The organism is Microbacterium tumbae (assembly GCF_054780175.1).
The window spans coordinates 402,990-425,542 of sequence record NZ_BAAGWV010000001.1 but is presented as its reverse complement, the minus strand read 5'-3'; the positions used below and the strand labels follow the sequence as shown (position 1 = coordinate 425,542).

Below are 22,553 nucleotides of genomic sequence, written 5' to 3'. Positions count from 1 at the left end.
AGCCTGACCCGATCGTCCGCACGGGCGCAGCAGCATGCTGAGCGCCGATGCGGTCATGCCGGCGCCTCCGGCGCTGGAGGACGACGCGCTGGTGCGCACGACCTCGCTCCGGAAGGCTTTCGGGCAGACGCAGGCGCTGTCCGACTGCAGCTTCGAGCTGCTCCCCGGCGAGGTGCACGCGATAGCGGGGGAGAACGGATCCGGCAAGAGCACGCTGGTGAAGATCCTCAGCGGCGTGCACGTGCCGGACACCGGCGGGATCCGGATCGGCGGGCGGACGGTGCGAGGCTTCGCCACCCCGAGGATCGCGCAGGAGAACGGCGTCGTCACGGTCTTCCAGGAGATCCTGGTCGCCCCGGCGCGCTCGGTGCTCGACAACGTCTGGCTCGGCGGCGAGACCGCGCTCCGGCGTTCGGCCTCGGTCAAGGAGAAGAAGGCCACGGCGTCGATGTGGCTGGAGCGCCTGCTCGGCTCCTCCCTCGACCTGTCGACTCCGATGGAGGATCTGTCGCTCAGCGACCGTCAGGCCTGCTGCATCGCCAGGGCGCTCATCCGCGATCCCCGCGTGCTGATCCTCGACGAGGCCACCTCCGCGCTGGACGTGGAGACCAGGGACCGTCTCTTCGACGTCGTCGCGGAGCTCGGCAGCAAGGGCGCGGGCGTGGCGTTGATCACGCACCGCATGGACGAGGTCGAGGCCATCGGCGACCGCATCACGGTGATGCGCTCCGGCCGGACGGTAGCGACGCTGGCGAAGGGGGAGTGGCGGCCCAGCCAGGTCGTCGCGCTGATGTCGGGGACCGACGAGCGCGAGGACGCCGGCGAGCACCGGAGACGCGAGTCTGTCCAGCCCGGGCCCGTCGTGCTGCGTGCACGCGACCTGAGGCTGCACGCGCAGGGCCGGCCCCTGGACGTCGAGATCCGATCGGGGGAGCTCATCGGGCTCGCCGGGCTGGAGGGTCATGGCCAGCACGACTTCCTGGAGGCGCTGCGCGGCTCCGGCCCCGCGGTGGGCGTGGTCGAGCGGGTGACCGACGGCGGCACGGCGGCGATCCGCAGCTTCACCGACGCGGCGAAGAACGACATCGCCTACGTGCCGAGGGAACGCGGTCGCGAGTCGATGTTCGGCTGGATGTCGATCAGGGAGAACTTCGGGATGCCCACCCTCGCCGAGGATGCGAGGGGCGGATGGCTGCGACCCGCGGCGACCGCCCGCCGTCTGACGGAGTACGTGAAGCGACTGGGCATCGTGCTCGGCAGCCCGGAGGACAGGATCACCACGCTGAGCGGCGGCAACGCGCAGAAGGTGGTCATCGCGCGCTGGCTCGCCTCCCATCCGAAGGTGCTGCTGCTCAACGATCCGACACGCGGCATCGACGTCAATGCGAAGCGCGACCTCTACGCAGTGCTCAAGGAGCTCGCCGACGACGGCATGGCGATCGTCATGCTGTCGACCGAGGTCGACGAGCACATCGGCCTGATGGACCGGGTGCTCGTGTTCCGCGAGGGCGAGCTCTCCCGGGAGATGCCCGCCGACGAGCTCTCCAGGACGGCGCTCGTCTCGGCGTACTTCGCCGATCCGCAGGACCCGCAGCGAGGAGCACGACCATGACCGGCACGATCATCGCCGCGGCGCCCGCCGTCCGCCGCCGGATCGGCGTCCGCGACTTCCTCCGCCGCAACAGCTATGCCATCGCCGCGCTCCTCGCGGCGATCCTCCTCGTCGCGAACCTCCTCACGCAGCCCAACTTCGGCTGGACGCAGCAGCTGGCGACCTTCGCGCCGCTGGCGATCGCCGCGATGGCGAGCACGCCTTCGATCATCAGCGGCCGGGGCGGTTTCGACCTCTCGATCTCGCCCCTCATGACCTTCTGCTCCGCGGTGTTCATCATCGTCCTCGTCCCGAGCGGTCTCGGCGGCATCGAGGCGGTCCCCATCGTCCTGCTCGTGGGCGCGGCGATGGGGGCGATCAACGGCCTGCTGATCGTGCTGCTGCGCGTGCCGGCGATGGTCGTGACGCTCGCGATGTACTTCGTGCTCATCGGGATCAATCTCAAGTTCATCCCGAACCCGGTGAGCATGACCGGCAGCTGGGTCTCGAGCCTGGCGGGGATGGTCGGCCCGATCCCCGGCGGCCTGATCACGATCGCCGCGCCCCTGATCATCTGGGGCCTGATCGGCCTCATCCCCTACAAGCGGCTGCTGTACGCGGTCGGCAGCGATGACGCGGCCGCGTTCTCCAGCGGCGTGAACGTCGCCTTCGTCCGGACCATGGCCTACGTGCTCGGCGGCCTCTTCGCGGCGGTCGGCTCCTTCGCCCTGGTGGGCCTGGTGAGCTCGGCGGATGCCGGGCAGTCGTCGTCGTACACCCTCGTGGCGGTCGCCGCGCTGGCGCTGGGCGGCACCTCGCTCGTCGGCGGCAGGGGCGGCCTGCTCGGCTCCATGCTCGGCGCGGCGGTCATCTACCTGCTGCAGAGCCTGCTGCGCGGGCTCGATGTGAACCCGACCTGGCTGCAGCTGATCAACGGCGTCGTCCTCGTCCTCGCCGTCGTCGTCGGTGCCCAACTCACCCGCAAGAAGAAGGAATCCGCATGAGCACCACCACCGCACCCGCTCCCGCGCCCGCTGCTCCCGACCGGGACGGCTCGGCCGGATTCTCCGCGATCCTCCGGAGGGCGGCGGAGGCGCAGCGCCGGTTCCCGGTCCTGCAGGTCGCCGCCGTCGTGGTCATCTACGCGTTCGGCGCTCTCACCCTTCCCGGATTCTTCAGCTTCCCGGCGCTGCAGTCGATCCTCGTCCTCGCCGCGCTCGCCGGTCTCGCCTCCCTCGGGCAGACGATGCTCATCATCATGGGCGGCTTCGACATGTCCGTCTCCGGGTTCATCGTCGCCGGCGCCCTCGCCGTCACGAGCCTCACGTCGATCTACAACGTGGATGTGGGCGTGGCGCTCGGCATCACCGTGATCGCCGCGGCCCTCCTCGGCGGTGCGGCGGGGCAGATCTGCCACCGGCTCGACATCCCGCCGCTCGTGGTGACGCTCGGCACCGGCGCGATCGCGCTCGGCGCGATGCAGATCCAGACCGGCGGCGCCCTCGCCGGCAGCGCCCCCGCGTGGCTCTCGATGCTGTCCTCGCCGATCCAGTCGACGTTCGGCATCCCGTTCCCGCCCGTGGTCGTGATCTGGGTCGTCGTCATCATCGCCGCCGCCCTCTTCCTGCACCGGACCGTCTGGGGCCGGCACATCCTCGCGACCGGCGCCAACCCGACGGCGGCGGAGAACTCCCTCGTGAGGACCAGGACGGTGTGGACGCTCGTCTTCGCGTTCAGCGCCGTCATGTCCGTGCTCGTCGGCGTCCTGCTCGCCGGGTTCTCGGGGAGCGTGGACTCGACCCTCGGCAACCCCTACCTGTTCCAGTCCGTCGCGACCGTCGTTGTCGGCGGCACCGTCTTCGGCGGCCCTGGCGACTACACGCGGACCGTCATCGGCACGCTGTTCCTCTCGGTCCTCATGATCGTGCTGATCGGTCACGGGGCCGACACCGCGGACCAGCAGCTTCTCTACGGCGTCATCATCCTCCTCGCGGTGACCCTCTACGGCCGCCAGCGAAGGATCCGGGATCTCGTATGAACCCGCTCGACGATCCCTTCACCAGGCGACGGCTGCGAGCCGCGGCCGTCGCGCACCCACAGCACCACACGAGAAAGTGAGACAACGTTGTCGAATCTGAATGTCAGCTCGCGCAGACTCCTGCGCGCGAAGCGTCCTGCCGCCGTCGCAGCGATGGTGGGCGTCGCCGCCCTCCTCGCCGCCTGCGGGTCGGGCGGGGCCACCGTCGGCAACGGCGGGACGAACACCGGCGGATCCTCGGACGGGGAGGCGAGCGCGGTCTGCGGCGAGCTGCCCTACATCCCCGCGGACTTCGTCGACGGCGCGGACGAGGGACTCTCCGACGAGACCAAGGAGCTGTTCAGCGGGTACCCCGGCCCCGTGCGGCCGAGCGCGTATGCCGACATGGAGGCGAAGCCGGGGCCCTGGCGCATCGGCTTCAGCTCCTTCGCACCGAATTCCGCCTGGGTCACGAACCTCTTCCAGGGCATGGAGGACGCCTTCGCCAAGGCGAAGGAGCTCGGACTCGTGACGGGCGAGCTGGAGACGAACATCCTTCCTGACGCGTCGACGCAGACCCCCGCGGATCAGATCGCGGGCTTCCAGTCGCTCGTGCGGGACGGCGTCGACGGCGTCATCATGCTCCCGATCGCGGCCGACCCGCTGGCTCCGGCGCAGACCGAGGCGGGCGAGGCGGGCGTGCCGACCGTCATCATGGGCAACACCAGCCCGTCCGAGTACGCGATCTCCGCGAACCCGCTCAACATCGCCGGCGGCACGGCCGAGACGATCAAGGCGCTCGGCGGCAAGGGCAACATCGTCATCGTCCGCGGCATGCAGGGCGCGGCGGCGGAGACCTACGGCTATGACCAGATCATGACGATGGTCGAAGCCTGCCCCGACCTGAACGTCGTCGGCGAGATCAACGGCAACTGGAACAACGCGACCACGAAGACGGCGATGCAGCAGTTCCTCGTCTCCCACCCCGGTCAGATCGACGGCGTGCTGCAGAACGGCATCATGGCGCAGGGCGTCATCCAGGCGTTCGAGCAGGTCGGGCGCGACGTCCCGACGGTGAGCATGGTCGGCGGCCAGGCCGGCGACCTGGGGTACTTCGCCGAGCATGTCGACGAGGGGTACGTCACCGGCGGCAGCGCCTACAACGGCAACCAGCAGGCGTGGTCCGCGATGCGCATCCTCCTGAACACGCTCGCCGGCAACGGGCCGAAGGTGACGGACATCCCGATCCAGGTTCCCGTGGTCACGAAGGACAACGTCAAATCGCTCGTACCGGAGGGCGCGACGCTCAACGACCTCGGCGACCCGCTCGGCTCGCCGAACGACTTCGCGCCGCAGTCGTACCTCGACCAGTTCTTCACCACGCCCGGCGGGCCGGGGGCCGACCTCGTCGAGTAGCGCGACGGGGGCTCCGGTCTGGGATGACATCCCACACCGGAGCCCCCGCGGCCCCGCCGCACCCCATCCAGACATCCCAGCGAAGGACACAGAGAAGAATGACCGCATTGCCGCTGCCAGAGAGCCTGCACCACCTGATCGATCCCGCGGCCGAGCTCGAGGAGCTGGCCTCCGGATTCCTCTTCACCGAGGGGCCCGCGTGGAACGCGGCCACGCAGGAGCTGATCTTCCACGACATCCCCGGCGACGCGCGATGGCGCTGGACGGAGCAGGACGGCGCGCAGCTCGTCGAGTCCCCGGACTTCAAGGGCAACGGCGCGGTGTTCGAGCCCGACGGGAGCCTCCTCGTCTGCGAGCAGGTCACCAGCTCGCTCGTGCGGATCCGCCCGGACGGCGCTCGTGAGATCCCGGCGTTCCACTACGAGGGCAAGTACCTCAACAGCCCGAACGACGTCGTCACCCATTCGGACGGCAGCATCTACTTCACCGACCCCAACTACGGTCGCTGGCCGGTCGCGGTCGGCGTCGGCCGGGACTGCGAGCTGGACTTCCAGGGCGTGTTCCGGGTGCCGCCGGGCGGCGGGCCCGTGCAGCTCGTCGTCGAGAAGGGCGAGTTCGAGCAGCCGAACGGCCTGTGCTTCTCGCCGGACGAGAAGGTCATGTACATCAACGACCGTACGAACCTGAAGGCCTTCGACGTCGCGGAGGACGGCTCGCTCGTGAACGGACGTCTGATCCGGGAGGACATGGGCAGCACCGAGATCCCCGGGACGGGCAACCCCGACGGCATGAAGACCGACGAGCTCGGCAACGTCTGGTGCACGGCGCGGGACGGCATCTGGGTCTTCGCCCCGGAGGGCGAGCTGCTCGGGATCGTCCCCACTCCGGAGGTGTCGGGCAACATCGTGTGGGGCGGGCCGGAGCTGCGCACGCTCTTCATCACCATGACGACCAAGCTCGTCCGCATCGAGACCAAGGTGCGGTCCTGCCCGCTGCCGTACCATCGCACGGATCGGGGGAACGCATGAGCGGCACGGACGATCTCGCCCTCCGGGTCCAGGTGCTGGAGGACATCCAGGAGATCCGGGCGCTCGTCTACCGGTACCGCGAGCACCTCGACCGCCGCGACCTGGCGGCCTACGCGAGCCTGTTCGCCGCGGACGGCCAGTGGTCGGGTCGCACCGGCACGGCTCGGACGCCCGCCGGCATCCAGTCGATGCTCGAGGAGAGGCTCGCGCCCAATCCGCCCGCGCCGGGGCCCACGACGAGGCACTTCGTCACGGAGCCGTCGATCGTCGTCGATGGGGACACCGCGACGGGATCCTGCCTGTGGTCGCTGCTCGGGCGGGGAGACGGCGACGTGCCCGAGATCGTCCTCCTCGGTCATTACGAGGACTCCTACGTCCGCGAGGACGGCGTCTGGAAGTTCGCCAGCAGGATCGCCCATGTCGACGTCCCCGCCTGAGGAGAGGAGGAGCGCGGCCATGAGCGCAGAGGAGGGTCCGCTGGACGAGCGTCTCGCACGCCTCGAGGACCTCGAGGAGATCAAGAGGCTGGCGATCGCCTACAAGGAGGCGCTGGACGGCAAGGACACGGCCGCCTATGCGGAGCTGTTCGCCGAGGACGGCACGCTGTGGTGCACGCCCGAGCTCCAGGCCACCGGCCGGCCGGGGATCAGGGCGCTCGTCGACTCCATGAGCGGCGGCCTGCTCACCGAGGTCGTCGGCACCGACTTCCACGCGATCGCGAACCATCTGATCGATCTCGACGGCGACACGGCGGACGGGAGCCTGACCTGGCTCTACTTCACCGTCGCCGCCGACGGCTCTCCGCGACTGGAGAAGATCGGGCACTACGTCGATCGGTACGTCCGTGAGCGCGGCGTCTGGCGCTTCCAGCGCCGGGAAGCCCCGACGGACATCCCCGCCATCTGAATCCGTCGCGGCCGCGCTCCGGGGCGCGGCCGGTCAGGGAAGGAACCCCATGACGACACTCGTCAACACCCCAGAGGACTTCGCCGCGGAGTCGCTCGCCGCGTTCTGCGAGGCGAACGCGCACCTGGTCGCGCACGTCCCCGGCGGCGCCGTCCGGCGCGGCTCCGCGCCCGGCAGGGTCACCGTCGTGATGGGAGGAGGTTCAGGGCATCACCCCGCCTTCGCGGGCTGGGTCGGCCAGGGTCTCGGCGACGCCGCGGTGTGCGGCAACGTCTTCTCCTCCCCGTCCGAGCATCAGATCCTCGGCGTCGCCCGCGCGGCGGATCAGGGCGGGGGGATCCTCTTCGTCCCGATCAACTACTCCGGCGACATCCTGCACTTCGGCGCGGCGATGCAGGTGCTGCGCGGCGAGGGCAAGGACGCCCGGCTCGTCGCGGTCACCGACGACATCGCCTCGGGGACTCCGGCGTCGTCGCAGGACAGGCGAGGGATCGCCGGGAGCCTCATCGTCATGAAGGTCGCCGGCGCCGCCGCCGCCCGGGGATGGCCGCTCGACGAGGTCGAGCGCATCGCGGTCGCGGCCAACGAGGCGACGCGCTCCTTCGGGGTCGCGTTCTCGGGCTGCACGCTGCCCGGCGCGGAGCATCCGCTCTTCGAGGTGCCGGAGGGCCGCGCGGCCGTCGGCATGGGCATCCACGGCGAGCCGGGGATCTCGGAGATCGCCTTCGGCACCGCGCGGGAGATGGCGGACGTGCTCGTGGACGGGCTGCTCGAGGAGCGGCCGGCGCGGGCGGGACAGCGCGTCGCCCTCGTGGTCAACGGTCTGGGCGCGACGAAGTACGACGAGCTCCACCTCGTGCACGCGCGCGTCACCGAGCGCCTCGCGGCGGAGGGGATGCCCGTCGTCGCGCCGCTCGTCGGCGAGTACATGACGAGCCTGGACATGGCGGGGCTCTCCGTGAGCATCTGCCCTCTCGACGACGAGCTCGAGGCGCTGTGGTGCGATCCCGTCGAGTCGGCGGCGCTCACGCGGCCGCGGATCCATCCTGCACCGGCCGAGGCCGGGACCGGCGCTCCCGCACGGCCGGAGGAGACCCCGCAGCGGGCGGTGCTGCCCGGATCGGAGGAGTCGCAGGCGGCCGCCGGCCGGCTCGTCCGGGCGCTGGATGCCGTCATCGCCGGTCTGGAGGCGGAGCAGGACGAGCTCGGCCGACTCGACGCCGTGGCCGGCGACGGAGACCATGGCGCCGGGATGGTCGTCGGAGCGCGAGCCGCGCGGGTCGCTGCGCGGGAGGCGCACGCCCTCGGCGCCGGTGCGGGCACGGTCCTCCGCGTCGCGGGAGAGCTCTGGTCCGCGACGGCCGGCGGTACGTCCGGCGCCCTCTGGGGCGCAGGGCTCAAGGCGGCGGGCGCGGTGATCGGCGACGAGCGCGCGGTGGAGGGCGAGATCGTCTGCGCGGCGGTCGAGGCGTTCGCCGAGGCCGTCATGGCGCGCGGTGCGGCGGAGGTCGGCGACAAGACGATGGTGGATGCCATCGTGCCGTTCGCCTCCGCGCTGAGCGAGCACGTCCATGCGGGCGTCACCCTGCAGACGGCCTGGCGATCCGCCGCCGTCTCGTCGAGCCGTGCCGCCGTCGCGACGGCGCAGCTCTCCTCGCGCCGCGGCCGCTCGCGGACCCACGGGGAGCGCTCGGTCGGCACGCCCGACCCGGGTGCGACGTCGTTCGCCCTCGTCGTCGGCGTGCTCGCCCGGATGCCCGCGCCGGCTGTGCGCGCCTGAGCCCGGCTTCGGGACGCCCTCCGGGCCTGGAGCCGTGCCGGGCATCGGGCATGGAGCCGTTCGGGAGGAGAACGCCCGTTTCGGAGAGACATCCCGCTGAAGCGTCCTACGGAGCGTGCGTTCTCCTCCGGATCGCGCGATCCTCCCGTTCGGACGAAGTCCTCCCGTTCGAGCGGACACCGGGAGCCTCTACTCGACCACGCGGAGATCGTCGAGCGGGGTGCCGCGGGTGTACGGGCCGAAGAACAGGTCGGCGCCGTCCTCGGTCAGACGCACGTCGCTCCCGCGGGCGCCGTCGAAGGAGCCGACGGTCGCGAACCGGAGCCGGCCTTCCGGCGCGTCCGGATCCTCGATCGACAGCGACCAGGTCTCCTCCTCGCGGACGAGCTGTGGCGCGGAGAGGACGACGTGCATCATCCCGCCGTGCCCGGTGAGCGTGACCGACCCGGAGAACCGCAGGCCGTCGCCGGGGAAGGACACCGCGTTCCCGTCGATCCGCGCGCCGTCGTCCGCCGTGATCGCGCCGTCCGGCATCCGGCGCACGTAGGAGAGGAGGGATTCCTTGACGCCCCAGACGAGCGTGCTCACGAACGCGCCCCCGCCCAGGCGATGGAATGCGCGAAGGCGATGAGCGCCTGCACGCGCTGAGGCGGCTCGATGGTCGAGGACCAGATCACGTCGATCCCGACGGGCTCCACGGCCGGTGCGATCTCCTTCATGACGACGGGGTAGCCCTCATAGGTCGCCGGATTCGCCGGTCGCTGCACGAGGATGCCGTAGCCGAGCCCGCGGCCGACCAGGGTGCGCACCGCCTCGTAGCTGCTGGTGCGGTGACGGATGCGGGGCGTGAGCCCGCGCGCCGCGAAGAGCGACAGGGTGTGCGCGCTCGACGGAGGCGCATCGAGGAGGATGAGATCCCGGTCCACGACCTCCTCCAGGGTCACGGCATCCCGTCCGGCGAGCGGATCGTCGGCGGCGACGAGGACGTGTGCGGCGAGGGCGTGGAGGCGTTCGCGACGGGGCTGGCCGGGCACGAGCGTGTCGTAGACGAAGGCCACGTCGACCTCGCCGGAGTCGATGCGGTCGCCGAGCTGGTCGTGCGTCGACTCCATGAAGTGGAGGTCGATCCGCGGATGGGCCTCGCCGAACTCGTGGAGCAGCGGAGGCAGGATCGTCGGCGCGAGCGTCGGATAGCACCCGATCGTGATCGGTCCGACGAGCTCGCCGGGCTCGCCGTCCAGGATGCCGGCGAGGGCGCGCCCGTCGGCCAGCAGCGGGCGGGCGTGCTGCACGACGGTCGCGCCGGCGGAGGTGAGCGTCGCGCCCCTGGCGCGGCGGCGGACGGTGAGGGGCTCTCCGAAGGCGCGGTCCAGCTCGGTGAGCGCGTCGGACAGCGCGGATGCCGAGATGTGCAGGAGGTCGGCGGCCGCGGCGATCGTCCCGGCATCCGCCACGGCGACGAGATAGGCGAGCTGCCGCAGCGTGAACTCGGGGATGGGAGCGAGCATACTCAGATTCTTCCGAATTAGATCAACTGATAAAACCGCTTTTGTCATTGTATGGGAACGCGCACACTGGGACCAGCCCTCTCAACGGCTGAGGGGCCGAAGACCGAAGGATGTGCCCGCATGAGCAGACCGGCGCCGACGGCGGACTGGGTCGCCATCTCCGATCTCTACCGTGATCCGTTCCCGATCTACGACCGTCTCAGGGCCGAGGGCGGCGTCCACTGGGTGCCGAGTGTGGGCCGCTACCTGATCACCAGCTATGACGCCGTGCACGCCACGGAGTTCGACCAGGAGACCTTCTCCGCCGACGAGCAGGGCTCTCTGCAGATCCGCGCGATGGGGCATTCCATGCTCCGCAGGGACGATCCGGAGCACTACCTGGAGCGGAAGGCGTGGCAGCCCGTGCTGCGGCCGGGCGTGGTCAAGCGCACCTGGACCGGGATGTTCGAGCGCAACGCCGCGCGCTACCTCGACGAGATGATCGAGAAGGGCTCCGAAGCCGATGTGATCTGGGATTTCGCCGCTCCCTACGCGGCCGAGAACCTCCGCCAGATCCTTGGCATGCACAACGTGCGGCAGGAGGACCTGCAGCGCTGGTCCCAGACGCTGATCGACGCCACCGGGAACTATGCCGACGACCCGGAGGTCTGGGCGAAGGGCAAGAGGTCCTTCGACGAGGTCGACGACGCCCTGGACGAGATGCTGCGGTGGCATGCGGCGCATCCGGATGAGTCGCTCCTCTCCATGCTCCTGCGCATCCCCGACTACGAGATGCCGTTGGAGAAGATCCGCGCCAACATCAAGATGACGATCGGCGGCGGGCTGAACGAGCCGCGAGACGCGCTCGGCGTCGCGGCATGGGCGCTGCTGACCCACCCCGAGCAGAGGCGCGCTGTGGAGGCGGACCCGGCGCTGTGGCAGACCGTCTTCGACGAGAGCCTCCGCTGGATCGCCCCGATCGGCCTGTACTCCCGGCAGGTGACGAGGGACACGGATCTCGCCGGAGTCGCGCTCCCCGCCGGTGCGCGACTGGGCATCTGCGTCCTGTCGGCCAACCGGGACGAAGCCGTCTGGGAGGATCCCGACTCCTTCGACATCCGCCGGGAGGCCAAGCCGCATCTCGCCTTCAGCAAGGGCGTGCACGTCTGCCTCGGCAGCTGGGTCGCGCGCGCGGAGGTCGCCACCGTCGGGCTGCCGATGCTGTTCGACCGGCTGAAGAGCCTCGACCTCGATCCCGGGCGGCCTGCCACGATCGGCGGATGGGTGTTCCGGGGCATGCTCGGGCTGCCGGTCCGATGGGACGGCGCCGCGGCGGCGCAGGATGCGGCCGATCCGGAGGCCGCCACGGCGTCCCCGGTCCAGGTGCGGGGCGGGATCGTGCCGCGGGTCGCGATCGTCGGCTCCGGTCCGGCCGGCTGCTTCACCGCGCAGGCGCTGCGCCGAACGCTCCCGTTGGCGGAGATCGACGTCTTCGATCGGATGCCGGTCCCCTACGGGCTCGTCCGGTACGGGGTCGCCGCCGACCACCAGGGGACGAAGTCCGTGGCGCGTCAGTTCGACAAGCTCTTCCTGCAGGACGGCGTGCGCTTCCACGGCGGGGTCGAGATCGGAGGGGACATCCCCCTCGTCGCGCTCCGCGAGCGTTTCGATGTCGTCGTGCTCGCGACCGGGCTTGCCGTCGACGCACGTCTCGTCGTGCCGGGGGCGGATCTGCCGGGCGTCGTCGGAGCCGGTGCGGTCATCCGGCATCTCAACGCGCATCCGGAGCAGGATGCCGTCCCCGCGCTGGGAAGCCGGGTGGCCGTGATCGGCCACGGCAACGTCGCCCTCGACGTCGTGCGGCTGATCGCCCGCGCACAGGACGACTTCCACGGCAGCGACATCGATGACGTCGTGCGCTCCGATCTCGCGGGCGAGGTGCGGGTCGTCCACGTCGTCGGCCGCTCGCAGCCGACCGGGGCGAAGTTCGATCCCGTCATGGTGCGCGAGCTCGCAGGCCTCGACGGGGTCTCCCACTTCGTGCACGGCGCGGATCTCTCTTCCATCGCGCCGGGCAAGGACGCGCGGGCGGATGCCGTGCGCCTGCTCGCCGTGTCCGACCGTCCCGGCGCCCGCGTGGAGGTGCACTGGTGGTTCGGATGGTCGCCTTCGCGTCTCGACGGAGAGGACCGCGTCCGCACCGCGGTGTTCCGCCGGCTCGCCGCGCATCCGCAGGACGACGCCGCGGCCCTCCTGACGCTCGAGGTCGACGCCGTGGTGACCGCGGTGGGGTTCGTCCAGGGCGAGGACTCCCTGCCCGTCCGGCCCGGTGCGCATCCCGACGGCCGCGTCGAGCCGGGGCTCTATGCGGCGGGGTGGCTGCGTCGGGGACCGCGTGGCGCGATCCCCGATCAGCGTGCGGACGCCAGAGCGCTGGCCCATGCGATCGTCGACGATCTCGCCACCGGAGCCGTTCGCAGCGGAGCCCCGGGCGCGTCGGGGCTCGCGGGGCTCGGCGACGAGACCGACTTCGACGGCTGGCGCCGCATCGACAGGCGGGAGACGATCGCCGCGGCCCCCGGCCGGGTGCGGGCGAAGCTGCGCACGATGTCCGAGCTGCTCGCCGCCGCCCGTGATCGCAGCATCGCCCTGCCGCCGCCGGAGAGGGCGGTCGCCGGAGGCGAGCACGGCGGCCTCCCGCTGACGATCCTCTACGGAACCGAGTCCGGCAACGCCGAGCTGGTGGCGGAGGATCTCGCCGTGCACCTCGCGACGCAGGCGGACGTCCGCGTGGTCGATCTCCGGGAGCTGGATCCGGCTGCGCTCGATCGCTCCCGGCTGCACCTCGTCGTCTGCTCGACCTACGGCGACGGGGAGCTTCCGACGTCGATCCGTCCCCTGCCGGAACGGCTCAGGCGGGAGGGCGTCGATCTGTCCGGCCTCGGGTTCGCGATCTTCGGACTCGGCGACCGGAGCTACGCCAAGACGTACTCGCGGGGGAGCGAGGTGCTCGACGAGGCCTTGGTCGCCGCGGGCGCGACCCGCGTCGGCGAGTACGGCAGGCACGATGCCGGCGGCCCGATCGACGCGGTCGACGCGGCTCGGGAATGGGCGGACGGCGTTCTGGCGGAGGTGGGCGCGCGCGAGTTCGCGGCGGGGTGAGGCGGACCGGCCTGCGCGGACCGTCCCGCCGAGTGGGATGCCGAGTTGTATGTCGAGCAGGCGCGGACGGGATTGGCGCCGGGGCCCGGGGTGTGCGAGCATCCTGCGTGAAGGCCCGCGCGGCACATGCGCGGGCCGGCGAATGCGAAGGAGCAGGCATGTCCGACCCAGACATCAAGAAGGGCCTCGTGGGCGTGGTCGTCGACACGACGGCGATCTCCAAAGTCAATCCCGAGACGAACAGCCTGCTGTACCGCGGCTATCCCGTGCAGGAGCTGGCGGCGACGCAGCCCTTCGAGGCCGTGGCGCACCTGCTCTGGAACGGCGAGCTGCCCGACGCCGCGCAGCTGGCCGCGCTCCGTGAGACCGAGCGTGCGCACCGCGCGCTCGAAGACCGCGTCAAGGCGGCGATCGACCTGATCCCCCTCGCGGCGCATCCGATGGACGAGGTGCGCACGGCGGTCAGCGTCATCGGAGCTTCGGATCCGGGAGCCGGTGGATCGGTGCTCGACGCGGGCGGAAGCGCGGAGGACAACCTCGCCCGGAGCATCCGTCTCTTCGCCGCGCTCCCGGCGATCGTCGCCTACGGGCAGCGTCGCCGCCGAGGGCAGGAGCCCGTCGCGCCGCGCGATGACCTGGACTATGCGGCGAACTTCCTGTGGATGACCTTCGGGGAGCTCCCCGATCCGGTGGTCGTCGACGCGTTCAACCGTTCGATGATCCTGTACGCGGAGCATTCGTTCAATGCCTCGACCTTCACCGCGCGCGTCATCACCTCGACGCTCAGCGACCTGTACTCGGCCGTCGTCGGCGCGATCGGCGCGCTCAAGGGGCCGCTGCACGGCGGGGCGAACGAGGCGGTGCTGCACATCTTCGACGAGATCGGGGATGCCGCGAACGTGAAGCCCTGGCTGGATCGGGCCCTCGCGGAGAAGCGCAAGATCATGGGCTTCGGGCACCGCGTCTACAAGAACGGCGACTCTCGCGTGCCCACGATGAAGAGCGCGCTCGACACGCTCGTCGAGCACTACGGGCGCGCCGATGTCGCAGAGCTGTATGCGGCGCTGGAGAGCGAGTTCGTCGCGCGCAAGGGCATCCACCCGAACCTGGACTACCCCTCGGGTCCGGCGTACAACCTGATCGGCTTCGACACGCTGACCTTCACGCCGCTCTTCGTCGCGGCGCGGGTGACGGGCTGGACCGCGCACGTGATGGAGCAGCAGTCCTCGAACGCCCTGATCCGTCCGCTGTCGTCGTACAACGGCGTCCCCGAGCGGCACGTCGCCGTCTAGGGTCGGGTTCGAGTCGCGCGAATGGCTGCAGATCGACCACGGATGCAGCCATTCGCGCGATTCGAAGCACTCAGGCGAGCTCGATCACCGACCACGAGACGGCCGGCAGGGTCGCACGAACCTGGCCGTCGACGACCTCCGCCGTCAGCGGCACCATGTGCACGGCATCCGGGGTCGCCTCGAGGTTCGCGGTCCGCCGGTCGCCTCCCTCCGGGATCGTCAGCGTCTCGGCGCTCACCACGCGCAGGCCGGCGTCGAAGCCGCGGAGGTCGACGGTGAGGTCGCTGTCCTCCTCGAGCGAGCGGTTCGCGACGAAGAGGACGACGCGTCCGGTCTCCTCGTCCCAGGTCGCGGCGGCGTCCACGGCATCCACGTCGCCGTAGCGCTTCGTACTGATCTGCGGGGCCGACACGGCGAGGCGGAGGATGCGTCCCCTCGCCAAGCGCGCGACCCGCTCGAAGGGCCAGAAGCTCGTCTGCCGCCAGGCGGGGCCGCCCTCTTCCGAACGGATCGGCGCGATCACGTTCACGAGCTGGGCCTGGTTGGCGATCCGCACGCGATCCCCATGGCGAAGCAGGCTGTTCAGCAGGGTGCCGACGACGACGGCATCCGTCACCGAGTAGGTGTCCTCGATGAGCCGGGGATGCTCGCGCCAGCCGGCCGCCGCGATCGCGGGCGCCTCCTCGTCGTTGTACCTCTGCTGGTCCCAGACGTTCCACTCGTCGAAGGAGATGTCGACCTGCTTGGTGTGCTTGCCCGATGCCTTGACCGCGTCGATCGTGGCGATGACCCCCTCGATGAAGGCGTCCATGTCGACGGCATCCGCGAGGAACGACGCCGTGTCGCCGTCGTGCTCCCGGTAGTAGGCGTGCATCGAGATGTAGTCGACCTCGTCATAGGCGTGCGTGAGCACCGTGTGCTCCCAGGTGCCGAACGTGGGCATCTGGCGGTTCGACGAGCCGACCGCCACGAGCTCGATCGAGTCGTCGACGAGCTTCATCGCCTTGGCCGCCTCCTGCGCGAGACGGCCGTACTCGTGCGCCGTCTTGCCGCCGATCTGCCAGGGTCCGTCGAGCTCGTTGCCCAGGCACCAGAGCTTGATGTCGAAGGGCTCCGCGGCGCCGTTGCGGCGGCGAAGATCCGACCAGTACGTGCCGCTGGGATGGTTGGCGTACTCGACCAGCGCGCGGGCCTCCTCCACCCCCCGCGTGCCGAGGTTGATCGCCTGCATGATCTCGACGTCGGCCTCGCGCGCCCAATCCACGAACTCGTGCAGGCCGAAGGCGTTCGTCTCGATCGTGTGCCAGGCGCCGTCGATGCGGACGGGGCGATCGGCCACGGGGCCGACGCCGTCCTCCCAGCGGTATCCGGACACGAAGTTGCCGCCGGGGTAGCGGATCACGGTCGGTCCCATCTCCCGCACGAGCGCCAGGACGTCCTGCCGGAATCCGCGTTCGTCGGCCTGCGGATGCCCCGGCTCGTAGATGCCGGTGTAGACGCAGCGTCCCATGTGCTCGACGAACGATCCGAAGAGCCGCCGGGGGACGTCGGCGATCGTGAAGTCGCGGTCGACAGTGATGCGGGCCTGGGACATGGCGCTCCTCATATGATCGGTTCCCCACAGTTTTACATCGTTGTAATCGGTTGTGGCAAGTCTCGCTCATCCTCGGTCGCCGGTCAGGCGGTACAGCGGCAGGGCGAAAGGACGGATGTCGGGCGGGATGCCGCGGATCCGACCGACATCCGTCCTTTCCCCCGCCATCCGTCCCGCACGGGCCGCACGGGCCGCACGGACCCGCACGGGCCGCACGGACCCGCACGGACCCGCACGACCGCACGGCACGGTCAGGGACGATGGGCCGGCGCCCTGGACGTGCTCCCGCGTTCCAGGATCCGGTGCGCGACGGTGAGCGCGCGCGGCGCGATGGAGCGGTCGTCCATCCGGGACTGCAGCAGATCGAGCACGGCCTCGGCGAGGGCGTGGCGGTCGAAGCCCACCGTCGTCAGGGAAGGCGAGGTGAACTGCGAGAACTCCACGTCGTCGAAACCGGTCACGATCACCTGATCGGGGACGACGATGCCGTACGCGTGCAGCGCGTGCAGCGCACCGGCCGCGAGCGAGTCGGTGAAGGCGACGACGGCGTCGAAGGGGACGCGGCGGTCGAGCAGCTCGCGGATGCCGTCGGCGCCGGCCGCCATCGACCATGGCCGACGATTGACCTCCCTCGCCGGGTCGCGCGGCATCTCCGCCTCGCCCAGCGCGTCGTGCACACCCGCCAGGCGCAGGCGGCTCGTGGCGGTGGCGGTGGGATCGTCGTCCCCGCCGAGGACGGCGATCCGCCGCGCCCCGCGCGCGATGACGTGCCGCGCGGCATCCGCACCCGCCCTGCGGCTGTCGATGCGCACCTGATCGGCGCGATCCTGCTCGACCTCGCCGAGCACGACGATCGGCGGGAGCCGGCCTGCATCTCGGACGACGCTGTCCTCCAGCCGGATGGGGTTGAGGATGAGCCCGTCGACGAGGTTCGCCCTGGCGCGCGACAGCAGGGCATGCTCGCGGGCAGGCTCCGCGGCGGTCTCCTCGATCTGCACGGCCAGCCCGCGCGCGTGGGCGGACTCCACGATGCGCTGCACCAGCTCGGCGGAGTAGGCGGTGCCGAGGTCGGGGAGCGCGAGCGCGATGATCCCGCTGCGCCCCTGCCGCAGCCCGCGTGCGCTGAGGTTGGGGACGAAGTCGAGCTCGGCCATCGCCGCTTCGACCCGCGCCCTGGTCTCCTCCCGCACCGCAGCCGTGCCGGTGACGACGTTCGAGACCGTCTTCGGCGAGACGCCGGCGAGGGCGGCGACGTCCTTCATCGTCGGCCTCAGGGTCGCAGTCATCCGATCAGGATAGCCGTGGCGTCCTCCCGCCCCCTCTCGCGCTACGAGCGCGGCACCACGCTCCCCACGACTCAGACCTCGTCGCGCCAGGAATGCTGCGGATCGTATCCGAGGACGCGCCGCGCCTTGTCGATCGACAGCAGCGTCTCGTTCGGTCCGACCTCGCGCGTGACCGTCACGTCGGGGAACACCTCGGCGATCAGCTCGGCGTTGGGCCGGGACATCACGGTGTCGGCCGCGGCGATGATGAAGCGATCGAATCCCGGCTCGGCAACTTCGAGCGCGCGCTGGACGGCCTGCGCTCCGTCGCGGGCGTCGATGTATCCCCAGAGATTCCACTTGCGGCGCAGGGCATCCGCGTCGAAGGACGGGAAGGCCGCGTAGTCCTCCGGCACCATCACGTTCGAGAAGCGCAGCGCGGTGATGGACACCTCGGGGTGCCAGCGGACGAGTTCGCCGGCGAGCTGCTCCTCGAGCGTCTTGACGATGGAGTACACGGATTCCGGGCGGGCGGGATAGTCCTCGTCGACCGGGATGTAGGGCGGCGGCACATCGAAGGGAAGCCCGAGCACCGTCTCGCTCGACGCGTAGACGATGCGCTGGATGCCGAGGCGCACGGCGGCCCAGAACACGTTGAACGTGGCGGGCATGTTGTTGTGGAAGGTCGCCACGTCGGTGCGGATGCCGGGTGCGGGGATGGCCCCCAGGTGCACGACCGCATCGAAGGGGGCGCTGCGGTCCACGCCGCCGAGGGCGTCCACGACCTGCCCGTAGTCGGTGAGATCGACCTGGACGAAGCCGGGCCCGCGCTGGCCCGAGATGTCCAGACCGACGACCTCGTACCCGTTCGCCCGGAGTTCCCGTGCGACGACCCGGCCGAGCTTTCCCGAAGAACCTGTCAGAGCGATGCGCATGATTCCAGACTGGCACGGATCCCGCACGGTGGTCGTACACTCGACCGCGTGAGTCAGACGAGTCCCGCACCGCGACGCGCCATCGGCGTGCGCGATGTCGCCTCGCTCGCGGCCGTCTCCCGCCAGACGGTGTCACGGGTGCTGAACGATCATCCCGATGTCGCGCCGGAGACGCGCGAGCGCGTCCTGCGGGCGATGGACGAGCTCGGCTACCGGATGAACAACGCCGCCCGCGCTCTCGGGACACGCCGTTCGCGCACGATCGGCGTGCTGGCCTCCGATGCGCTGCAGTACGGGCCGTCGCGGTCGATCGCCGCGATCGAGGCATCGGCACGCGATGCCGGCTACTGGGTGAGCGCGGCGTTCGCCGATGCCGGGGACGCCGCCGCCGTCGTCTCCGCCGTGGACCATCTCGTCGCCCAGGGGGTCGAGGGCATCGTGGTGGTGGCCCCGCATGCGCGCACGCTCGAGGCGCTGGATGCCGTGAAGGCCGGCATCCCCGTCGCGACGCTGCACTCCGCCGGTCGCGGCCGGCGCGGTTTCTCGGTCGACCAGGTCGCCGGGGCGCGGCTCGCCGTCGCAGCGCTGGCGGATGCCGGGCATGTCCGCATCGCGCATCTGGCCGGCCCCGCGGATTGGCTCGAAGCCGAGTCCCGTGCCGACGGCTTCGCCGCCGAGCTCGCCGCCAGGGGGCTGACGCCCGGCCCGGTGATCGCGGGGGACTGGTCGGCCGGCTCCGGCTACGCCGCCGTCGAGGAGGTCCGTGCGGCAGGCGTGACTGCGGTGTTCGCCGCCAACGATCAGATGGCGCTCGGACTGCTCGGCGGCCTCCACGAGGCAGGGGTGGCGGTGCCGGGCGAGATCAGCGTCGTCGGCTTCGACGACGTCCCGGATGCCGCGTACTACTGGCCGCGTCTGACGACCGTGCGGCAGGACTTCGACGAACTGGCCCGCCGCGCCGTGCGCGCGGTGGTGGGCGATGCCGAGGCCTCGGTTCTTGCGCCCGTCGCACCCGTGCTGGTGCCGCGCGCATCCGTCGCGCCGCCACGGGCGTAGTCTTCCGGGCGCTGCGCTGCGCGCCGATCGTCCGCCGCACGCCCGCACGGTGCCCGGACGCCCGGATGCCCGGACGCCCGCACGGTCGGACTACGCCCGGGCGGCAGACGATCGTGATCCCCACGATCCGACCTTCGTCGAACAGCACCCTCTGAACCGCGGTCGAGCGCCACGGCGGTGCGCGCGTCGGTGAGCAGCATCCGCTGCAGCAGCTCGTTCATGCTCCGGCATCCGGCATCCGGCATCCGGCATCCGGCATCCGGCATCCGGCATCCCGCATCCGGCATCCCGCATCGTGCACGAAGCCGAGGTCTGCGCCGGCGACGGTCTCGACGACCACGGCATCCGTGAGCCGGGATGCCTCGCCGGCCGCCCGGAGCACGGCCATCCGGTCGGCATCGGACAGTCCGGCGAGGGTGTCGTCGCGCAGCAGCTCCCGAAGGTCGGAAGTGACCCGCTCGAGGAGGTCGGCTGGGCTGTCCATGCTCCCATTCTGCCGAGGGCCACCGACAGAGGCAGGGGGGAAACGGCTGATCATCGGCATTTTCAGCACTCGCGGCCGGCATGAGCGGGCGGGAGGCGTTGTTGACGATGTCGCGCGACCCTTCTACACTGATGTGACCGGTCACAGTCTTCGTCGAGTAGGTATCCGTGAGCAAAGAAGCCCCTGTCTTCCCCCCTGATCTGGAGGTCGCCGTCCAGGCCGTGCGCGAGGACGTCGCGCGCCTGCACGGCGAGCTGGTCCGCTACAACCTGGTCGTCTGGACCGGGGGCAACGTCTCCGGCCGCGTTCCGGGCGCCGACCTCTTCGTCATCAAGCCGTCCGGCGTGAGCTATGACGATCTGACCGCCGCCGACATGATCCTCTGCGATCTGGACGGCAACGCCGTGCCTGGCACCGCGGGCAGCGAGCGCTCGCCCTCCAGCGACACCGCGGCGCACGCATACGTGTACCGTCACATGCCCGAGGTCGGCGGCGTCGTGCACACCCACTCCGACTACGCGGTGGCGTGGGCGGCGCGCGGCGAGGAGATCCCCTGCGTCATCACGGCGATGGCGGACGAGTTCGGCGGCCCGATCCCGGTCGGCCCCTTCGCGATCATCGGAGACGACTCGATCGGCCGCGGCATCGTCGAGACCCTGCGCGGGCACCGCAGCCGCGCCGTGCTGATGCAGAACCACGGTCCGTTCACGATCGGCGTCGACGCCGCGGACGCCGTGAAGGCCGCCGTCATGGTCGAGGACGTCGCCAGGACCGTGCACATCGCCCGGCAGGCGGGACCGGTCATCCCGATCCCGCAGGAGGCGATCGACAGCCTCTACCACCGGTACCAGAACGTGTACGGCCAGAGTTCGGACGCCCGCCGGTGAGCGCCCGTGAGGACATCCTCGTCGGCGCCACGAGCCTCGGCATCGAGCTCGGATCGACGCGCATCAAGGCGTGCCTGATCGGCCCGGATCCCGCCGATGTGCTCGCCACCGGATCGTCCTCCTGGGAGAACCGGCTCGAGGGAGGCCTCTGGACCTACGGTCTCGACGCGGTCTGGGAAGGCCTTCAGGCGGCGTTCGCCGCGCTCGTCGAGGATGCCGAGAAGCGGCACGGCGCGCGGCCGACGACCTTCGGCGCGATCGGCGTCTCGGCGATGATGCACGGCTACCTCGCCTTCGACGCGGAGGGCGAGCTGCTCGTTCCGTTCCGTACGTGGCGCAACACGAACACGGGCGCGGCAGCCGCCGAGCTCACCAGGCTCTTCGGCGTGAACATCCCGTTGCGCTGGTCGATCGCGCACCTGCACCAGGCGGTCGTCGAGGCCGAGGAGCACGTCCCCCGGATCGACGTCGTCACGAGTCTCGCCGGCTACGTGCACGGGCGGCTCACCGGTGAGCGAGTGGTCGGGGTCGGCGACGCCTCCGGCATCTTCCCGATCGACTCCGCCACCGGCGGATACGACGAGCGGATGCTCGCGGCCTATGACGCCCTCGTAGGGGACCGGCTGCCGGCGCCGCTCGTGCAGCTGCTCCCCGCGGTGCTGCCGGCCGGCGCCGCGGCGGGCGCCCTGACCGCCGAGGGGGCGGCGCTGCTGGACCCGACCGGTGCGATCTCCGCAGGCATCCCGTTCTGCCCTCCCGAAGGAGACGCCGGAACGGGCATGGTCGCCACGAACTCCGTGGCACCGCGCACCGGCAACGTGAGCGCGGGGACGAGCATCTTCGCGATGGTCGTGCTGGAGCGCCCGCTCACCGGGGTGCACCATGAGCTCGATCTGATCACGACCCCTGCGGGGGACGCCGTCGCCATGGTGCACTCCAACAACGGCGCGTCGGAGCTCGCCGCCTGGGCCGGGCTCTTCGCGCGCTTCTCAGCGGCTGCGGGGCGGCCGCTGGGCGACGATGAGGTCTTCGAGGTGCTGTTCCGTGAAGCCCTCGCCGGTGAGGCGGATGCCGGCGGCCTGCTCGCATACAACCACCTCGCCGGAGAGCCGGTCGCGGGACTCGACGAGGGGCGGCCGCTGTTCGTCCGCACTCCCGACAGCTCTTTCACGCTCGCGAACTTCATGCGCGCGCAGCTCTATGGCGTGTTCGGCACGCTCGCGCTCGGGATGCAGGTGCTCGCCGCCGAGGGCGTGGAGCTCGACCGCATGTTCGCGCACGGCGGGATGTTCCGCACCGCCGGCGTCGCGCAGCGCTTCCTCGCGGGAGCCCTGAACGCGCCGGTCGCCGTCGGAGAGCTCGCGAGCGAGGGCGGCGCCTGGGGCATCGCCGTGCTCGCGTCCTACCTCGGGCGGGCAGAGCCGCTCGGCGACTACCTCACAGAGCAGGTCTTCGCCGCGGCATCCCTCTCCACCGCCGACCCCGATCCGGCGGACGTCGCCGGCTTCGCCTCCTACCTCGCCCGCTACCGCGCAGGCCTCGCCATCGAGGCCGCCGCGGTCACCGCCCTCCCCTCAGCCCCCTGAGACTGCGACACCACGCCGAGACCGCGGCGAGCCGTCGTGGTCTCGGCGTGGTGTCGCAGTCTCAGGG

Annotated in this window: 19 protein-coding genes; 13 read left to right on the top strand and 6 right to left on the bottom strand. The window is 70.9% G+C overall.

The window, feature by feature from the left end; genetic code table 11:
* Window positions 1-34 precede the first annotated feature (34 nt).
* The 8 genes from ACYVGQ_RS01950 (at window position 35) to ACYVGQ_RS01915 (ending at window position 8,738) form a co-directional block, all read left to right on the top strand.
* Complete coding sequence (locus ACYVGQ_RS01950; RefSeq protein WP_460782819.1) at window positions 35-1,612, top strand: sugar ABC transporter ATP-binding protein; 1,578 nt, start codon at window positions 35-37, stop codon at window positions 1,610-1,612.
* Window positions 1,609-2,595 carry an ABC transporter permease gene (locus tag ACYVGQ_RS01945; protein WP_460782818.1) on the top strand — a complete coding sequence of 329 codons (987 nt, stop codon included), beginning with the start codon at window positions 1,609-1,611 and terminating at the stop codon, window positions 2,593-2,595. The genes ACYVGQ_RS01950 and ACYVGQ_RS01945 overlap by 4 nt, the downstream gene beginning before the upstream one ends.
* Window positions 2,592-3,629 (top strand): ABC transporter permease, encoded by a 1,038-nt coding sequence (locus ACYVGQ_RS01940; protein WP_460782817.1) that lies wholly within the window; start codon window positions 2,592-2,594, stop codon window positions 3,627-3,629. The genes ACYVGQ_RS01945 and ACYVGQ_RS01940 overlap by 4 nt, the downstream gene beginning before the upstream one ends.
* 87 nt (window positions 3,630-3,716) lie before the next feature.
* The gene (locus ACYVGQ_RS01935) at window positions 3,717-5,024 is read left to right on the top strand and encodes a substrate-binding domain-containing protein (protein ID WP_460782816.1); all 1,308 of its coding nucleotides are present in this window, start codon (window positions 3,717-3,719) and stop codon (window positions 5,022-5,024) included.
* A gap of 98 nt (window positions 5,025-5,122) precedes the next feature.
* On the top strand, window positions 5,123-6,052 hold the full coding sequence (locus ACYVGQ_RS01930) for an SMP-30/gluconolactonase/LRE family protein (RefSeq protein WP_460782815.1): 930 nt from the start codon (window positions 5,123-5,125) through the stop codon (window positions 6,050-6,052).
* On the top strand, window positions 6,049-6,489 hold the full coding sequence (locus tag ACYVGQ_RS01925) for a nuclear transport factor 2 family protein (protein ID WP_460782814.1): 441 nt from the start codon (window positions 6,049-6,051) through the stop codon (window positions 6,487-6,489). Before ACYVGQ_RS01930 ends, ACYVGQ_RS01925 begins: the two co-directional genes overlap by 4 nt.
* A gap of 19 nt (window positions 6,490-6,508) precedes the next feature.
* Window positions 6,509-6,958, top strand: a complete 450-nt coding sequence (locus ACYVGQ_RS01920) for a nuclear transport factor 2 family protein (protein WP_460782813.1) — start codon at window positions 6,509-6,511, stop codon at window positions 6,956-6,958.
* A gap of 49 nt (window positions 6,959-7,007) precedes the next feature.
* Window positions 7,008-8,738 (top strand): dihydroxyacetone kinase family protein, encoded by a 1,731-nt coding sequence (locus ACYVGQ_RS01915; RefSeq protein ID WP_460782812.1) that lies wholly within the window; start codon window positions 7,008-7,010, stop codon window positions 8,736-8,738.
* A gap of 189 nt (window positions 8,739-8,927) precedes the next feature.
* Here the strand turns inward: ACYVGQ_RS01915 and ACYVGQ_RS01910 are convergent, their stop codons facing one another.
* Window positions 8,928-9,326, bottom strand: a complete 399-nt coding sequence (locus ACYVGQ_RS01910) for an HtaA domain-containing protein (RefSeq protein WP_460782811.1) — start codon at window positions 9,324-9,326, stop codon at window positions 8,928-8,930.
* Entirely contained in the window at window positions 9,323-10,246 is a 924-nt protein-coding gene (locus ACYVGQ_RS01905) for a LysR substrate-binding domain-containing protein (RefSeq protein ID WP_460782810.1), read from the bottom strand. Before ACYVGQ_RS01905 ends, ACYVGQ_RS01910 begins: the two co-directional genes overlap by 4 nt.
* A 120-nt stretch (window positions 10,247-10,366) precedes the next feature.
* Between ACYVGQ_RS01905 and ACYVGQ_RS01900 the strand changes: the two genes are divergently transcribed.
* Both ACYVGQ_RS01900 and ACYVGQ_RS01895 read left to right on the top strand, forming a co-directional pair.
* Window positions 10,367-13,387, top strand: a complete 3,021-nt coding sequence (locus ACYVGQ_RS01900; RefSeq protein ID WP_460782809.1) for a cytochrome P450 — start codon at window positions 10,367-10,369, stop codon at window positions 13,385-13,387.
* 158 nt (window positions 13,388-13,545) lie between these two features.
* The gene (locus tag ACYVGQ_RS01895; protein WP_460782808.1) at window positions 13,546-14,679 is read left to right on the top strand and encodes a bifunctional 2-methylcitrate synthase/citrate synthase; all 1,134 of its coding nucleotides are present in this window, start codon (window positions 13,546-13,548) and stop codon (window positions 14,677-14,679) included.
* Window positions 14,680-14,749: 70 nt separating this feature from the next.
* Here the strand turns inward: ACYVGQ_RS01895 and arfA are convergent, their stop codons facing one another.
* From arfA to ACYVGQ_RS01880, 3 genes are all read right to left on the bottom strand, one after another.
* Window positions 14,750-16,273 carry an arabinosylfuranosidase ArfA gene (gene arfA / locus ACYVGQ_RS01890; protein ID WP_460782807.1) on the bottom strand — a complete coding sequence of 508 codons (1,524 nt, stop codon included), beginning with the start codon at window positions 16,271-16,273 and terminating at the stop codon, window positions 14,750-14,752.
* A 251-nt stretch (window positions 16,274-16,524) separates the two neighbouring features.
* Window positions 16,525-17,559: a LacI family DNA-binding transcriptional regulator gene (locus tag ACYVGQ_RS01885; RefSeq protein WP_460782806.1), complete on the bottom strand. Its 1,035-nt coding sequence runs from the start codon at window positions 17,557-17,559 to the stop codon at window positions 16,525-16,527.
* A 71-nt stretch (window positions 17,560-17,630) separates the two neighbouring features.
* Window positions 17,631-18,473: an NAD-dependent epimerase/dehydratase family protein gene (locus ACYVGQ_RS01880; RefSeq protein ID WP_460782805.1), complete on the bottom strand. Its 843-nt coding sequence runs from the start codon at window positions 18,471-18,473 to the stop codon at window positions 17,631-17,633.
* A gap of 48 nt (window positions 18,474-18,521) precedes the next feature.
* On the opposite strand from ACYVGQ_RS01880, the gene ACYVGQ_RS01875 reads away from it, so the two are divergent.
* Window positions 18,522-19,529, top strand: coding sequence for a LacI family DNA-binding transcriptional regulator (locus ACYVGQ_RS01875; RefSeq protein ID WP_460782804.1), 1,008 nt, complete (start codon window positions 18,522-18,524; stop codon window positions 19,527-19,529).
* 217 nt (window positions 19,530-19,746) lie between these two features.
* Here the strand turns inward: ACYVGQ_RS01875 and ACYVGQ_RS01870 are convergent, their stop codons facing one another.
* Window positions 19,747-20,013, bottom strand: a complete 267-nt coding sequence (locus tag ACYVGQ_RS01870) for a hypothetical protein (protein WP_460782803.1) — start codon at window positions 20,011-20,013, stop codon at window positions 19,747-19,749.
* Between the two features lie 167 nt (window positions 20,014-20,180).
* On the opposite strand from ACYVGQ_RS01870, the gene ACYVGQ_RS01865 reads away from it, so the two are divergent.
* Window positions 20,181-20,900, top strand: a complete 720-nt coding sequence (locus ACYVGQ_RS01865) for an L-ribulose-5-phosphate 4-epimerase (RefSeq protein ID WP_460782802.1) — start codon at window positions 20,181-20,183, stop codon at window positions 20,898-20,900.
* The gene (locus ACYVGQ_RS01860) at window positions 20,897-22,486 is read left to right on the top strand and encodes a xylulokinase (protein ID WP_460782801.1); all 1,590 of its coding nucleotides are present in this window, start codon (window positions 20,897-20,899) and stop codon (window positions 22,484-22,486) included. The genes ACYVGQ_RS01865 and ACYVGQ_RS01860 overlap by 4 nt, the downstream gene beginning before the upstream one ends.
* Window positions 22,487-22,553: the final 67 nt, after the last annotated feature.